General features: G+C 30.2%; 13 protein-coding genes and 1 other RNA gene. 2 read left to right on the top strand and 12 right to left on the bottom strand.

Going from position 1 to position 13,849, the window contains the following annotated elements:
* Window positions 1–344: 344 nt before the first annotated feature.
* The 4 genes from EGD97_RS00190 to EGD97_RS00175 all read right to left on the bottom strand — a co-directional run bounded on the left by EGD97_RS00190 (window position 345) and on the right by EGD97_RS00175 (window position 2,407).
* Window positions 345–1,421, bottom strand: a complete 1,077-nt coding sequence (locus tag EGD97_RS00190) for a hypothetical protein (protein WP_127836296.1) — start codon at window positions 1,419–1,421, stop codon at window positions 345–347.
* Window positions 1,422–1,543: 122 nt separating this feature from the next.
* Window positions 1,544–1,903, bottom strand: a complete 360-nt coding sequence (locus EGD97_RS00185; protein ID WP_127836295.1) for a hypothetical protein — start codon at window positions 1,901–1,903, stop codon at window positions 1,544–1,546.
* A gap of 19 nt (window positions 1,904–1,922) precedes the next feature.
* Window positions 1,923–2,201 (bottom strand): hypothetical protein, encoded by a 279-nt coding sequence (locus tag EGD97_RS00180; RefSeq protein WP_127836294.1) that lies wholly within the window; start codon window positions 2,199–2,201, stop codon window positions 1,923–1,925.
* A gap of 14 nt (window positions 2,202–2,215) precedes the next feature.
* Window positions 2,216–2,407 (bottom strand): hypothetical protein, encoded by a 192-nt coding sequence (locus EGD97_RS00175; RefSeq protein WP_127836293.1) that lies wholly within the window; start codon window positions 2,405–2,407, stop codon window positions 2,216–2,218.
* Between the two features lie 196 nt (window positions 2,408–2,603).
* Here EGD97_RS00175 and EGD97_RS00170 point away from each other — a divergent pair, with 196 nt between their 5' ends.
* Window positions 2,604–3,368, top strand: a complete 765-nt coding sequence (locus EGD97_RS00170; protein ID WP_127836292.1) for an XRE family transcriptional regulator — start codon at window positions 2,604–2,606, stop codon at window positions 3,366–3,368.
* A gap of 17 nt (window positions 3,369–3,385) precedes the next feature.
* Window positions 3,386–4,915, top strand: coding sequence for a recombinase family protein (locus EGD97_RS00165; RefSeq protein ID WP_164850133.1), 1,530 nt, complete (start codon window positions 3,386–3,388; stop codon window positions 4,913–4,915).
* Here the strand turns inward: EGD97_RS00165 and ssrA are convergent.
* The 8 genes from ssrA to EGD97_RS00125 form a co-directional block, all read right to left on the bottom strand.
* Window positions 4,873–5,229: a transfer-messenger RNA gene (gene ssrA, locus EGD97_RS00160) on the bottom strand. The genes EGD97_RS00165 and ssrA overlap by 43 nt on opposite strands.
* A 154-nt stretch (window positions 5,230–5,383) precedes the next feature.
* Complete coding sequence (gene smpB / locus EGD97_RS00155; protein WP_078681117.1) at window positions 5,384–5,854, bottom strand: SsrA-binding protein SmpB; 471 nt, start codon at window positions 5,852–5,854, stop codon at window positions 5,384–5,386.
* Between the two features lie 185 nt (window positions 5,855–6,039).
* Window positions 6,040–8,217 carry a ribonuclease R gene (gene rnr / locus EGD97_RS00150; protein WP_127836291.1) on the bottom strand — a complete coding sequence of 726 codons (2,178 nt, stop codon included), beginning with the start codon at window positions 8,215–8,217 and terminating at the stop codon, window positions 6,040–6,042.
* 150 nt (window positions 8,218–8,367) lie between these two features.
* Window positions 8,368–8,598, bottom strand: a complete 231-nt coding sequence (gene secG / locus EGD97_RS00145) for a preprotein translocase subunit SecG (protein ID WP_078681119.1) — start codon at window positions 8,596–8,598, stop codon at window positions 8,368–8,370.
* 118 nt (window positions 8,599–8,716) lie between these two features.
* Window positions 8,717–10,012 (bottom strand): phosphopyruvate hydratase, encoded by a 1,296-nt coding sequence (gene eno, locus EGD97_RS00140; protein WP_078681120.1) that lies wholly within the window; start codon window positions 10,010–10,012, stop codon window positions 8,717–8,719.
* A 69-nt stretch (window positions 10,013–10,081) separates the two neighbouring features.
* Entirely contained in the window at window positions 10,082–11,617 is a 1,536-nt protein-coding gene (gene gpmI / locus EGD97_RS00135; RefSeq protein ID WP_127836290.1) for a 2,3-bisphosphoglycerate-independent phosphoglycerate mutase, read from the bottom strand.
* Between the two features lie 18 nt (window positions 11,618–11,635).
* Window positions 11,636–12,382, bottom strand: a complete 747-nt coding sequence (gene tpiA, locus EGD97_RS00130; protein WP_127836289.1) for a triose-phosphate isomerase — start codon at window positions 12,380–12,382, stop codon at window positions 11,636–11,638.
* Between the two features lie 232 nt (window positions 12,383–12,614).
* The gene (locus EGD97_RS00125; RefSeq protein WP_127836288.1) at window positions 12,615–13,805 is read right to left on the bottom strand and encodes a phosphoglycerate kinase; all 1,191 of its coding nucleotides are present in this window, start codon (window positions 13,803–13,805) and stop codon (window positions 12,615–12,617) included.
* Window positions 13,806–13,849 lie beyond the last annotated feature (44 nt).

The following is a 13,849-nucleotide window of genomic DNA, read 5'->3' as shown; positions in this document are numbered from 1 at the left end:
TAGATAGAGTCTGTCAATAATTTTGTCATTCATATTAAAATAAAGTTAGCACTTATAATGCTAACTTTATTTTAATAATCCAACAATGTATGTAAATATATATCCCTATCTTCTCCAAAATCCACAAAAATAGTAGATGGTGTTTTGTGATTAAGCTTATGCTTCCTTTCCGAGGGTGATTATATACCTTATTTTTCTCAAGTTACGTTGCAGCATAATGTTACAGATAGCACTTGCAATTTTAATCAAGTAGATTAAATAAATCAGCTTATTTTTTTGAAGAAGATATATATTATAATACTGCAGAATTTTTATAATTGTAATCAACTATATCTTTCTTCTTACTAAGCAGCACTACTGTAGTAAAGATGTTTGAAAAACAACTCCTCTAAATGTAATGGCTGGATTTCTATATCACTATACATATAGTGATACCCTAAATCTAATATCATTTCTTTATACCTGCTCAAGGTCTTTTTACTTACATTCATTGTAGTATTTTCTCCATTTACATATTTAACATAGTTGCATAGCTTTTTAGAAAGTGTAGGAGGTGTCCTACTTATTATAGTATCTATAAGAATATCTCTTGTTGTAATTATCTTATTTAAATTGCACTTTTGCACAATAAATTCGTAAAGCTTCTGAAACTGATACAAAGTTGAACTTAATGTCTCAAAGTCTCCGCTTGTTTCGTAATCAATATTAGCTATATTTTTAATATCTTCATACTCTTCAGCAAGGTCATGAAACACTTGATAGGATTTCTTCCTCTTAAGCCTCTCAGCATTTTTATAATCATAGAGAAGTTTTCTCCTTTTAAGAACCAGTTCAAATCTTATTATCCCTACTGAACTATTGATTTGATATCTTCTTTTTTTAAGTTCATCATGCTTTTTGTATATCTTAAAAACAATATTACTGTTGCTTAGGTTATTTCCACCATAAAAGTAAATAGTCCCGGAATCCATATATTTAAGATTTATTTTCATACGTGGTATATCAATTTTCCTTATAAATCTAAATAAAGCTTCTGATTCTTCTTTATTTATCGTTATATCAATGTAAATTTCACCCTTGAACATGTTTAACTTATTTTTATTTGTTTCAAAGAACGTGTCGCATCTGAATATACCTCGTAATTCTCTATCTAAGATCATACAAATCTCTCCGTAGAATATATCCATATTTAAGCTATCTATCTCACCATACTTTATTTTAGCCGGATTAAAATCAATGTATAGATCCCCTTTTTGTGGGGAATATTTCATTAGTTTTAAAAAGATTTCATCCTTATGATAAATTAAGATCCCATGTTTATAAATCCTATGTGATGATTTTAGATATTTCCATCCCCTCAACTCTCTAATATCATTTACCCATACATCTTTTAATAATAGTACCATCTTATCTTTAGCCATACCTCTACCTCTCTTAATGCAAGGGAAGGTATTAATACTTTATAATACCTTCCCTTGTAATAATATTTTGTCCACTTTTGTCTGTATGTTATATACTGTAACATGTTTTAAAAATTTTTTTCTCATGCACAAAGCTTTTTAATTTCCTCCTGAAAGCCTTTTATGATAATATACCTGGAGTTGCTTGCTTTAGTATTACTTACCTTTATTTTTGCATTATTTACCTTTAGTTTCTTAAGATTATTTTCACTTAGTATCATATTTAAAACTCTTTTAAGTTTTAACTCATCAAATAAATTTATATCGTTAGCCATTAATAAAACTTCCTCCTCGGTAACATAGCCTTTAGTATTAATTATCTCTATTAATCTACTCTCTAAATTCACCTTGTAGAATTCTTCAATAACTAATTTATATGATAAGTTTTGATAAGGGACTGAATTATTATTTAAGCTTGCAGCTGAAGTCTCAATTACTATCATATATTTTATGACACCGCCATTAATAGTTATTGCTGTTAAAGCTTTGAAACATTGTATTTATTACCTCAGCCACCTCATCAAAACTTAAATACACATCTTTCTTTCCCCAGTCCCTCTTTTCCTTTTTGAATATGTTTATTAGCTTTTTATAGAATTCAAATGCTGAGTCCTTATCTCCTTTTGAAGATATCTCTTCAAAAGGGTTGAAGTCCATCTCGTTTATTATTTCAGATATATTATTCGCGTCCACTTGGTAGGGTATTTCTCCGTATACCCCTTCATTAATTCTTATCAACATTTTAATCATCCTTTCTAAGCTATATTATTTATTAATTCATGAGTATTATTAGACTTAATAATACCCCTGTTTACTAAGCCTTGGGCAAGTATTCTAACAAATTGCTCTTGGAAGCTTTCTTCTATCTCTGTATTTTTAAGATATTCCTCTTTGATACGCTCTTTTGATTTTCTATCATATGTAATTGTTATAATGCCGGCTTTCATTAAAATACCACCTCCTATTTACTGATGTCGGAATTGACATTGTAACCTATTGCATAGCTCAAGTTACAATTTTGATAAATATTCGTTCTTGTAAACAATATAACACAAACATTTTTACTTGTAAACCAGGTAACAAAAAAAATAATATTTGTATTCTATATGGTTTTTGTGTATAATAAATAGCGAGGTGATATATATGACGAACAGTAAATTTAACAAAGAGAGTTTTAGTGAACTATTGAAAAAGGCTATCGGTGCCAATAGAAGTATTTCTGAATTTGCAAAGGACTGTAATGTTGCACGTCCTTATATATCAAAGTTTATAAACTGTAAACTTGATAAAGCTCCATCTACAGATATAATCAGCAAGTTTGCAAAAGCTGCAGTAAATGATGTAAATGAACATGATCTTCTTCTTGCTGCTGGTTATGAGCTTGATGAGACTGATTATTTCAATCTTGCTTTTGAGCCAATGATAAACGATGTTGATTCACCTGCTATAACTGCAACGCGAAACAAGTTGAAACTGCAGGAACAAAAAAACAACTCTATTCACAGAATACCCGTTGAGGTTCCTGTATTATCCTTTATTGATCCTGATACTATCATTAATCAAGAAGCTATAGACTACTATGAGTATGTACCAGCCTCCAACAATTATGATACATCAAAATGCTTTTATTATATTTGTGATGATAAAAGTATGGTTAACTCAAGAATAAATAAGGGGGATCTGGTGTTTATTATTCCAACTGAGTCATATCAACATAATGATATAGTCCTTCTCCTAATTGATGGAGAGACATACATCAGAAGATATAAGAAAATAAACAATCTAAATCTCTTTCAGGCTGAAAATAATGAATTTGATAGTTTTGTATTCACAAATGCTCAACTTAAAAATAATTCTGTTACTGTAATAGGTGCAGTTGACCATGTAAAAACAAGAACTAAGCTTTAAGAGAGGGGTGGCGTACTTTGAAAGCAGCAATTTACGCAAGATATAGCTCTGATAATCAAAGAGAAGAATCTATTGAAGCTCAAGTTAGAGCTATAAAAGAGTATGCAGATAAGAATGGCATAATCATTACTAAAGTCTATACTGATGAAGCAAAGTCGGCAACTACAGATAACAGACCGAAATTTCTTGAAATGATTAAGGATAGTGAGTTTAGATTATTTGATGCAGTTATTGTACATAAACTTGACCGGTTTTCAAGGGATAGATACGACAGTGCATATTATAAAAGAGTGCTTAAAAAGAATGGGGTAAGGCTTATATCTGTTCTTGAACATTTAGATGATAGTCCAGAAAGCATCATTCTTGAATCTGTACTTCAGGGTATGGCTGAATATTATTCTAAGAACTTAGCAAGGGAAGTTATGAAAGGAATGAAAGAAACAGCTCTCCAGTGTAAACACACAGGAGGTATCCCCCCTCTTGGATATAATGTAGACCCTGAAACTAAAAGGTATGTCGTAAATGCCGATGAAGCTAAGGCAGTAAAAATAATCTTTGAAATGTATGCTGAAGGCTATGGGTATAATCAGATAATTGATAAGCTAAACCATTTAGGCTATAAAACAAAATTAGGACGCAACTTTGGAAAAAATAGTTTGAGTGAAATACTAAGAAATGAAAAATATATTGGGACCTTTGTTTTTAATAAAGTTCCTAAAATGATGGATGGTAAGAGAAACTCCCATAGAACTAAAAAACCAGAGGATATTATAAAAATACCTAATGGTGTTCCAGCAATCATTGATAGAGAAACTTTTGATAAAGTAGCCAAAAGAATGCTTGGTAATAAAAGAAATGCAACAAATAAGGCTAAGGAACCCTATATTTTATCCGGAAAAATTTTCTGTGGCTCCTGTGGTTCAGCAATGGTAGGCCATACAAGCTATGCTGGCAGAAATAAATCTAAATACTCTACTTATAATTGTGGTACAAGGTATAGAACGAAACAATGTAAAATGAAAAATATTTCTAAGGACTTCATTGAGGATATTACACTCACAGAAATCAAAAATAAAATATTAAATCCAACTTCTATAAAAAGCCTAACTAAAAAGTTAATAGCTTACTATGAAAAAATGATGGATTCTAATACTGATGAACTTAAAGACCTTGAAAAACGCCTTAAGGAGATTCAGTTTGAGATTGATAATATTGTTGAAGCAATTTCAAAAGGTATGTTTCATATATCCTTTAAAGAAAAGATGGACAACCTTGAAGCTGAGAAAAATAAAATATCAAATTATATAAATGAAATAAAAGCTACAATGAACAGTAGCGAACTTAATGAAAAACTTATCGAGCAGTATTTAATTAAAGACATAAAAGCTATAAATAAAAAAAGTGCTAATGATCTAAAAACAATCATTAACACCTATGTAGAATCTGTTTTTGTTTATGACGATAAGGTTGAAATAAACCTTATCCTGTTTTTTGTACATATCAATGGTGGAGGCGAGCGGAGTCGAACCGCTGTCCGAAAGAAGTAGTATCCGAGCTTCTCCGAGTGCAGTCCTTATTTTTACATTCCCTCTACCAAACGCCTAAGGACAGGCTTTTGGTTTCAGTAGCTTCATATATCCCGTTCCTGTGGCAAAGCTTACACAGGCTCGTTTCACCGCTATCGACGCCAGACTCTAAGCCGCGGTACTCTTAGGCTGACGTTAGCAGACTAAGCTGCTAAAGCTAAATTATCGTTATTAGCGTTTATATTTAATCCCATAGTTTTTTAAGGTGGGACCACGGGTTCCCTCCACTCGCTTCTCAGATACCACTATCCCCCGTCGAAACCAAATACACCCCCATATTTATGTGAATGCAAGGAGATTTATAGTAATATCTAAAAATAAACTTTATTTTATTAAGTTTTTCTCTTGCATCTTAATTACATTACATATAATACATTAAATTATAGAATTAATCAATAATAAATATTAGGAAATTTTTTAAATTATTTTTTAATATCTCATTTTATTCTTTATTTCCCTTTCAATGTCTCTTTTAGCTGCTTTTTCAAGCATTGCATCTCTTTTATCATAGTTCTTTTTGCCTTTAGCTACTGCAAGATTAACTTTTATTTTACCATTTTTTAAATATAAAGATAAAGGTACTAAAGTGTAACCTTGTTGTGATATATATCCTGCAAGCTTCATTATTTCATTTTTATGAAGAAGCAACCTTCTATCGCGTAAAGGGTCTCTATTAAATATATTCCCTTGCTCATAAGGACTTATATGCATATTGCGTATAAATACTTCCCCGTTTCTAACTTCTGCATAACTATCTTTTAAATTAGCTTTTCCAGCTCTTACAGACTTAACTTCAGTGCCAACTAATTCAATTCCTGCTTCCATTGATTCTTCTATAAAATAATCGTGTCTAGCTTTTCTATTTTCAACAAGTGTTCTATTTTTGCTCTCTTTTGCCATAGAATCACATCCTTTAGTAACTATTAGCAGAATATTATTATATTACAAATTGTACCATAAGTCAATATATTTATCCTCATTTTTAATTTAAGTAAGCTCCTTTAATAGCAAACTCACCTCACTCACAAAAAAGAATGAGGTTTTAATAGCAGAATTATAAAGAAGCTTACTTTAAATTTTTATTATTATTTAGTTTTTTCTTCTTTAACTTCTTCTAAAGACACATTTGCATCTGAACTTTCATTTTCTTCTTTTTCTGCAAATTCAAAATAAATTTCTCTTTCATCTATATTTACTTTAGAAACTTTAACCTTTATTTTATCTCCTAATCTATATATTTTCTTAGTCCTTTCTCCTATTAAACTTAGATGTTTTTCATCATATATATAATAATCATCATCAAAATAACTTATGTGAATTAATCCCTCTATAGTATTAGGCAACTCTACAAATACTCCAAAACTTGTTATAGAAGAAATTATACCTTCATATACTTCTCCTATTTTATCTGACATATACTCAGCTTTCTTTAAATCATCTACTTCTCTTTCAGCATCTTGTGCAACTCTTTCCATTTCAGAAGATTGTTTAGAAGCATATTCAACTTCTTTGTTTAATCTGCTAATTCTATTTTCATCTATTTGCCCATTTATATATTCTTTAATTATTCTATGAATAATTAAATCGGGATAACGTCTTATAGGAGAGGTAAAATGGCAATAATATCTTGCTGCTAACCCAAAATGTCCAACGCACTCTGGAGAATATCTTGCCTGTTTTAGTGAACGAAGAAGAAGCGTACTTACAACAGTTTCTTCATTTTTACCTTTAAATTTTTCAATTATTTCCTGAAGTATTTTAGGGTGGATTTCTTTACTCCACTTTACAACACAGCCTAAATTATAAACAAATTCATGAAAAATATTTAACTTTTCTTCGTCTGGTTCTTCATGTATTCTATATACAAAAGGTAAATTAGTCCAAAACATATGTTCTGCTATAGTTTCATTACATACAAGCATAAATTCTTCTATTATTCTATTAGCTATTTCTCTTTCATATGGCTTAACATCTATTGCTTTACCATTTTCATCTAATATAATTTTGCTTTCTACAAATTCAAAGTCTATTGCTCCTCTGCTCATTCTTTTTTTATAAAGTATATTGCAAAGCTCTTCCATAGCTTTAAAGTCTTCATAAAGATATTCATATCTTTTTATGAGATTTTCATCTTTATCTCTAAGTATTTTTGTAACATCTGTATAAGTCATTCTTTCTTTACTTTTAATAACGCTTTCAACAATTTTATAATCTAAAACTTTTCCATTTCTATCAATCTCCATAATACAGCTTAATGCTAATCTATCTACATTAGGATTTAAACTGCATACTCCATTTGAAAGTTTTTTCGGCAGCATAGGTATTACTCTGTCTATTAAATAAACAGAATTACCTCTTTTAAATGCTTCTTTATCAAGAGGATTTTTTTCTTTTACATAATTAGAAACATCAGCAATATGAACACCTAATTTAAAATTACCATTAGGCAATCTTTCTATTGATACAGCATCATCTAAATCTTTAGCATCTTCTCCATCTATAGTTACCATATTTAAACTTCTTAAATCTTCACGTCTTTTATATTCTTCTTCTGGTATTTCTTCTGATATATTATCAGCGTATCTTTCTACTTTAGGAGGGAATTCTTCTGGAAGTCCATATTTTCTTATAATAGTAAGTATGTCTATTCCCTTATCGCCTTTATTCCCAAGTATTTCAATTATCCTTCCTTCTGGATTTCTTCTTCCATCTGGCCAAGCTGTTATTTCTGCAATTACTATTTGACCTGTTTTAGCTCCATTTTTATCATTTTTGGGAATAAATATATCCTGTGCTATTCTCTTATTATCAGCTATTACAAATCCAAAATTTTTGCTGTCTTCATAGATGCCTATTATAGTTTTATTGTTTCTTTTAAGTATTCTAATTATTTCTCCTTCTCTTCTTTTACCTCCTTGTTCTTCTTTAGTAACCTTTGCTATTACTTTATCACCATGCATTGCTCCACTCATACTTGATATAGGTATAAAAACATCGCTTTCATTGTTTTCTGGTATTACAAAACCATATCCTTTTTGATGCCCTTGAAGTTTTCCTACTACAAGTCCCATTCTTTCTGGAAGTCCATAATGATCTGTTCTTGTTTTTAATATTTCACCATCTTTTTCCATTTCATTTATAGTGTCTTCAAAAATATAAAATTCATCTTTGCTAATATTAAAACTATTAGCCAGTTCATATATTGACATAGGTTTATAAGCTTTTTCTCTCATAAATTCTATAATAGCTTCTCTTATATTCATTTTATTTTCTCCTTTTTAATATTAATATTCTTAATACTATTTTTTGTATTATTTAAAATAATATTCTTATATTATAACAAGATTATCCAAAATTTAAAATTATAAAATAAAAAAGTACAGCCTATAGACTATACTTTAACAGTAAAATTATTAAACTTTATTTAATGCGATTACAACTAAGGCAAATAAAATGGCAAAAATAACCGTAAGTCTAGATAACATACCTTCATAAGTCTTTGTTTTATTTTTACTGTAATATGTATCTCCAGCTCCTCCACCTACAAATCCTGATAATCCATTTGTCTTACTTGGTTGCAAAAATACAAGAACTATAAGTATTAAAGAAATTATAACAAGTGCAACTATAAGTGCAGTTTTCATTTCATATACCTCCCACAAAATTATACATTGTTATTTTATCACACTAAAAAATATAATACAATAACTATAATTAAAAAGACCTTGCTGCATTATACAGAAAGGTCTTCTTATATTTTAATTATCTTTTTATATTATAAAATGCTTTTATTCCTCTGTATTCAGCCATATCTCCAAGCTCTTGTTCAATTCTTAAAAGTTGATTATATTTTGCAACTCTTTCACTTCTTGCTGGAGCACCAGTTTTTATTTGTCCTGCATTCATAGCTACAACTAAATCAGCTATAGTTGTATCTTCAGTTTCACCACTTCTATGAGAAACTACTGCGGTATAACCAGCTCTTTCTGCCATTTCTATAGCATTAAGAGTTTCTGTAAGTGTTCCTATTTGATTAAGCTTTATAAGAATTGAGTTAGCTGTTTTTCTTTCGATACCCATTTGAAGTCTTTCAGTATTAGTTACAAAAAGGTCATCTCCAACTAATTGAATTTTGTTTCCAAGCTTTTCAGTTATAAGTTTCCAACCTTCCCAATCTTCTTCTGCCATACCATCTTCTATTGAAATTATTGGATATTTGTTAACTAAATCAACGTAGAAATTAACCATTTCTTCTGGAGTAAGAACTTTTCCTTCTCCCTTTAAGTTATATTTTCCATCTTCGAATAATTCTGAAGATGCTGGATCTAATGCTATATATATATCTTTTCCTGGAGTATATCCAGCTTTTTCTATAGCTTCTATTATAACTTGAATAGCTTCTTCATTAGATTTTAAATTAGGGGCAAATCCTCCTTCATCGCCAACTCCTGTTTCATATCCTTTAGCCTTTAAGTTTGCTTTTAAAGCATGATAAACTTCAGCACTCATTCTTAAAGCTTCACTAAAAGATGGAGCTCCTGCAGGCATAATCATAAATTCTTGAAGATCTACATTATTATCAGCATGCTTTCCTCCATTTATTATGTTCATCATTGGAACTGGAAGAACCTTTGCATTTACTCCTCCTATATATTGATATAAAGGAAGACCTAAATAGTTAGCAGCAGCATGTGCAACAGCAAGTGATACCCCAAGTGTTGCATTTGCTCCTAATTTACTTTTATTTTTAGTTCCATCAAGTTCAAGCATAGTTTTATCTATCGCTACTTGATCAAATACATTCATACCAATTAATTCTGGAGCTATGATATTATTTACATTATCTACAGCTTTAAGAACACCTTTTCCATTAAATTTTGATTTGTCATTATCTCTTAATTCAACAGCTTCAAATATACCTGTTGATGCTCCTGATGGAACAGCAGCTCTTCCTATAGTACCATCTTCTAATGTAACTTCAACTTCTACAGTAGGGAAACATCTTGAATCAAGAATTTGTCTTGCTGTTACATCTACAATATCTACATGCATTTTCATAAAAAAACTCCTTTCTAATATATATTTTATCTGCAGAGAGTATTTTCTCTCTGCAGTAATTAATTTAAATTATTTTATTAAAGATTTTCCAGTCATTTCAGATGGAATTTCAAGGCCCATAACTTCAAGCATAGTTGGAGCTATATCACAAAGTTTTCCGCCTTCTCTAAGTTCTTTGCCCTTAGCTTCTTTAGAAATATAAAGGAAAGGAACTGGATCAGTTGTATGAGCAGTCATAGGTTCTCCAGTTGAAAAATCAATCATTGTTTCAGCATTTCCATGATCAGCAGTTATAAATACTATACCATCTTTTTCTAAAACTTTTTCCACTACTTTACCAAGACAAACATCAACAGCTTCTATGGCCTTTTTAGCAGCTTCAAACACACCTGTATGGCCTACCATATCTGGGTTTGCATAATTTAGAATTATCATATCATATTTATCACTATCTAATCTTTTAATTACTTCATCAGTAACTTCAAAAGCACTCATTTCTGGCTTTAAGTCATAAGTTGCAACTTTAGGAGAAGGAATAAGAGCTCTATCTTCACCATCATTTGGTGCTTCCACTCCTCCGTTAAAGAAGAATGTAACATGAGCATATTTTTCAGTTTCAGCAATTCTAAGCTGTTTTTTGCCTAGTTTACTTACATACTCTCCTAATGTATTATTGTAAGATTCTGGTTTAAACGCTACAGATACATTTTCTAAAGTTTTATCATATTGAGTCATACATACATAATTTAAATTTAAAGTTTCTCTCTCAAAACCGTCAAATACTTTATCATTTATAGCTCTAGTGATTTCTCTTGCTCTATCTGGTCTAAAATTAAAGAATATTACTGAATCTCCATTTGAAATTTTAGCTCTTGGATCTCCATTTTCTAATATAACAGTTGGAAGTACAAATTCATCTGTTTTATTATCATTATAAGATTTTTCAATGGCTTCTAAAGCTGAAGATGCAGTTTCTCCTTTTCCTAAAACCATGGCATTATAAGCAAGCTGAATTCTTTCCCATCTCTTGTCTCTATCCATAGCATAATATCTTCCAGAAATTGTAGCTATACTGCCACATCCAATTTCTTTCATATAATTTTCTAAATCTAAAACAAAATCTTTTCCTGAACCTGGCTGAACGTCTCTTCCATCAAGAAAAGCATGAACATATACTTTTTTTAGTCCTTTATCTTTAGCAAGCTTAATTAAAGCCTTTAAATGATCTATGTGTGAATGAACTCCACCATCAGATAAAAGTCCTAAAAGATGAAGGGAGGTAGAATTTTTAATTGCCTTGTCAATTGCATCATTAAATTCCGGCTTTTTAAAAAAATCGCCATCTTCTATCGCTTTAGTTATTCTTGTCAATTCTTGATATATTATTCTTCCTGCTCCAATATTTAAATGTCCAACTTCAGAATTTCCCATCTGACCTTTTGGAAGCCCAACATCCATTCCACTTGCTCCTATTTCTGTATGAGGATAAGTGCTAAAATATTTATCATAATTAGGTTTATTTGCTGCTGCTACTGCATTACCATCTACTTTATCTGATATTCCAAATCCATCTAGTATCATTAGCATAACTGGTTTTTTTGACATGGCTTTTCCCCCTAAAATCTAAAAATTAACAATAGCACTAAAATCTTCTACAACCAAGCTTGCTCCCCCAACTAATGCACCATCTATGTCTGATTTACTCATTTGGTCTGCTATAGTTGAAGGTTTAACAGAACCACCATATTGTATTCTAGTTTTTTCTGCTACTTCTCTTCCGTAAATATTAGCTATAACACTTCTTATAAATGCTATGGTTTCGTTAGCTTGATCAGATGTTGCAGTTTTACCAGTGCCTATTGCCCAAATTGGCTCATAAGCTATAACTATTTTCTCCACTTGTTCAGAATTTAATCCCTCTAAATCTAATGTTATTTGTTTTTCTATAACTTTTTCTGTTATATTACTTTCTCTTTCTTCAAGAGTTTCACCAACACAAAGTATTGGAATTAAATTATGTGCAAATGCAGCCTTAATTTTTTTATTTACAGTTTCATCAGTTTCATTGAAATATTGTCTTCTCTCACTATGTCCTATTATAACGTAATCTACTCCAAGTGCTTCTAACATTCCTGGAGCAACTTCTCCTGTAAAAGCTCCTTTTTCTTCAAAATGAACATTTTGAGCTCCTACTTTTATATTGCTTCCTTTACAAGCTTTAACAACTGATTCTAAAGCTAAAAATGTAGGACATACTACTACTTCACATTTAGCATCTTTTACTAATGGTTTTATCTCTTCAATAAATCGAACAGATTCTTCTATATTTTTATGCATTTTCCAATTCCCTGCTATAATAGGCTTTCTCATATTTTTTAACACCACTTTCTTTTTACTTAATAAATATAAACAAATTATTTTAAATTTTTATGATTAATTTTTTATATTTTAAATCTTTATTTTAAAAAATTTGTTTATTTATAATTAAGAATGAAGAATAATCTTCATTCTTAATTATATTTATGATTTTATTATATCACTATAGTTTTATATGTAAATATTAATAAATAATAATTGTTTATTAATATTTATTAATATTTTATTATTTGTCGTTAAGTGCAGCTATTCCTGGAAGTTCTTTGCCTTCTAAAAATTCTAATGAAGCTCCACCACCAGTTGATATATGAGTCATCTTATCACCAAATCCAAGATTGTTAACAGCTGCAGCACTATCTCCTCCACCTATAATTGTGGTTGCTCCTGATTCAGCCATGGCTTTAGCAACTGCTATAGTACCTTCTGCAAAATTCTTAAATTCAGCAACTCCCATAGGTCCATTCCATATAACTGTTTTTGCTTCCTTTATAGCATCTGCAAATATTTTTTCAGATTTTGGTCCTATATCTAATCCCATATACCCTTCTGGTACATTTTGATCTTCTGTAATTTTAGCTTCAACATCAGCATATTCTGGTGCAACTCTGTTATCAACAGGAAGTAATAGTTTAACTCCTTTAGCTTTAGCTTTTTCCATCATTTCTTTTGCATAATCAAGTCTTTCTTCATCAAGAAGTGATTTGCCTATTTCATAGCCTTGAGCTTTAAAGAAAGTATAAGCCATTCCACCACCTATTATTAAAGTATCAACTTTATCTAATAGGTTTTCTATAACAGCTATTTTATCAACAACCTTTGCTCCTCCTAATATTGCGCAAAAAGGTCTTGTTGGATTTTCAACTGCATCTCCTAAGAACTTTAATTCCTTTTGAATTAGGTAGCCACATACAGCAGTATCTACAAATTTAGTAACTCCAACTGTTGAACAATGTGCTCTATGAGCTGTACCAAAAGCATCATTTACATAAACATCAGCTAGAGATGCTAAATCTTTTGAGAAGGAGTCTTCATTCTTTCCTTCTTCTTTTCTAAATCTAGTATTTTCAAGAAGAATAACGTCTCCCTCTTTAGCGTTTTCTACTGCTTTTTTAGCATTTTCTCCAACAACTACATCATCAGCAGCAAATATAACTTCTTTTCCAAGCATTTCAGATAATCTTTTAGCAACTGGAGCAAGAGTTAAACTTGGATCTGGTCCTTTAGCTTTACCTAAATGTGAACAAAGAATAACTTTTGCACCATGCTCTATTAAATATTTTATAGTTGGAAGTGCTCCTTTTAATCTATTTTCATCTGTTATTTTTCCATCTTTCATTGGTACGTTAAAATCACATCTTACTAAAACTCTTTTTCCTTTAACTTCAATATCTTCAATAGTCTTTTTATTAAATTTCATATTAATATCTCCTTTATAATAAATTTTATATGTAAATTTAATAA

Origin of the sequence: Clostridium prolinivorans, from assembly GCF_004011155.1 — a bacterium.
Classification (GTDB): domain Bacteria; phylum Bacillota; class Clostridia; order Clostridiales; family Clostridiaceae; genus Clostridium_AT; species Clostridium_AT prolinivorans.
Note: the sequence above shows the minus strand (reverse complement) of the source record. Positions and strands in the feature narration are given on the sequence as shown.

What these genes read in the sequence shown, in the direction of transcription:
- EGD97_RS00190 (WP_127836296.1), bottom strand. Translation starts at nt 1,421, where the DNA reads ATGGCTAAAGATAAGATGGTACTATTATTAAAAGATGTATGGGTAAAT.
- EGD97_RS00185 (WP_127836295.1), bottom strand. Translation starts at nt 1,903, where the DNA reads ATGATAGTAATTGAGACTTCAGCTGCAAGCTTAAATAATAATTCAGTC.
- EGD97_RS00180 (WP_127836294.1), bottom strand. Translation starts at nt 2,201, where the DNA reads ATGTTGATAAGAATTAATGAAGGGGTATACGGAGAAATACCCTACCAA.
- EGD97_RS00175 (WP_127836293.1), bottom strand. Translation starts at nt 2,407, where the DNA reads ATGAAAGCCGGCATTATAACAATTACATATGATAGAAAATCAAAAGAG.
- EGD97_RS00170 (WP_127836292.1), top strand. Translation starts at nt 2,604, where the DNA reads ATGACGAACAGTAAATTTAACAAAGAGAGTTTTAGTGAACTATTGAAA.
- smpB (WP_078681117.1), bottom strand. Translation starts at nt 5,854, where the DNA reads ATGGCAAAAGAGAGCAAAAATAGAACACTTGTTGAAAATAGAAAAGCT.
- rnr (WP_127836291.1), bottom strand. Translation starts at nt 8,217, where the DNA reads ATGAATATAAGAGAAGCTATTATAGAATTTATGAGAGAAAAAGCTTAT.
- secG (WP_078681119.1), bottom strand. Translation starts at nt 8,598, where the DNA reads ATGAAAACTGCACTTATAGTTGCACTTGTTATAATTTCTTTAATACTT.
- eno (WP_078681120.1), bottom strand. Translation starts at nt 10,012, where the DNA reads ATGAAAATGCATGTAGATATTGTAGATGTAACAGCAAGACAAATTCTT.
- gpmI (WP_127836290.1), bottom strand. Translation starts at nt 11,617, where the DNA reads ATGTCAAAAAAACCAGTTATGCTAATGATACTAGATGGATTTGGAATA.
- tpiA (WP_127836289.1), bottom strand. Translation starts at nt 12,382, where the DNA reads ATGAGAAAGCCTATTATAGCAGGGAATTGGAAAATGCATAAAAATATA.
- EGD97_RS00125 (WP_127836288.1), bottom strand. Translation starts at nt 13,805, where the DNA reads ATGAAATTTAATAAAAAGACTATTGAAGATATTGAAGTTAAAGGAAAA.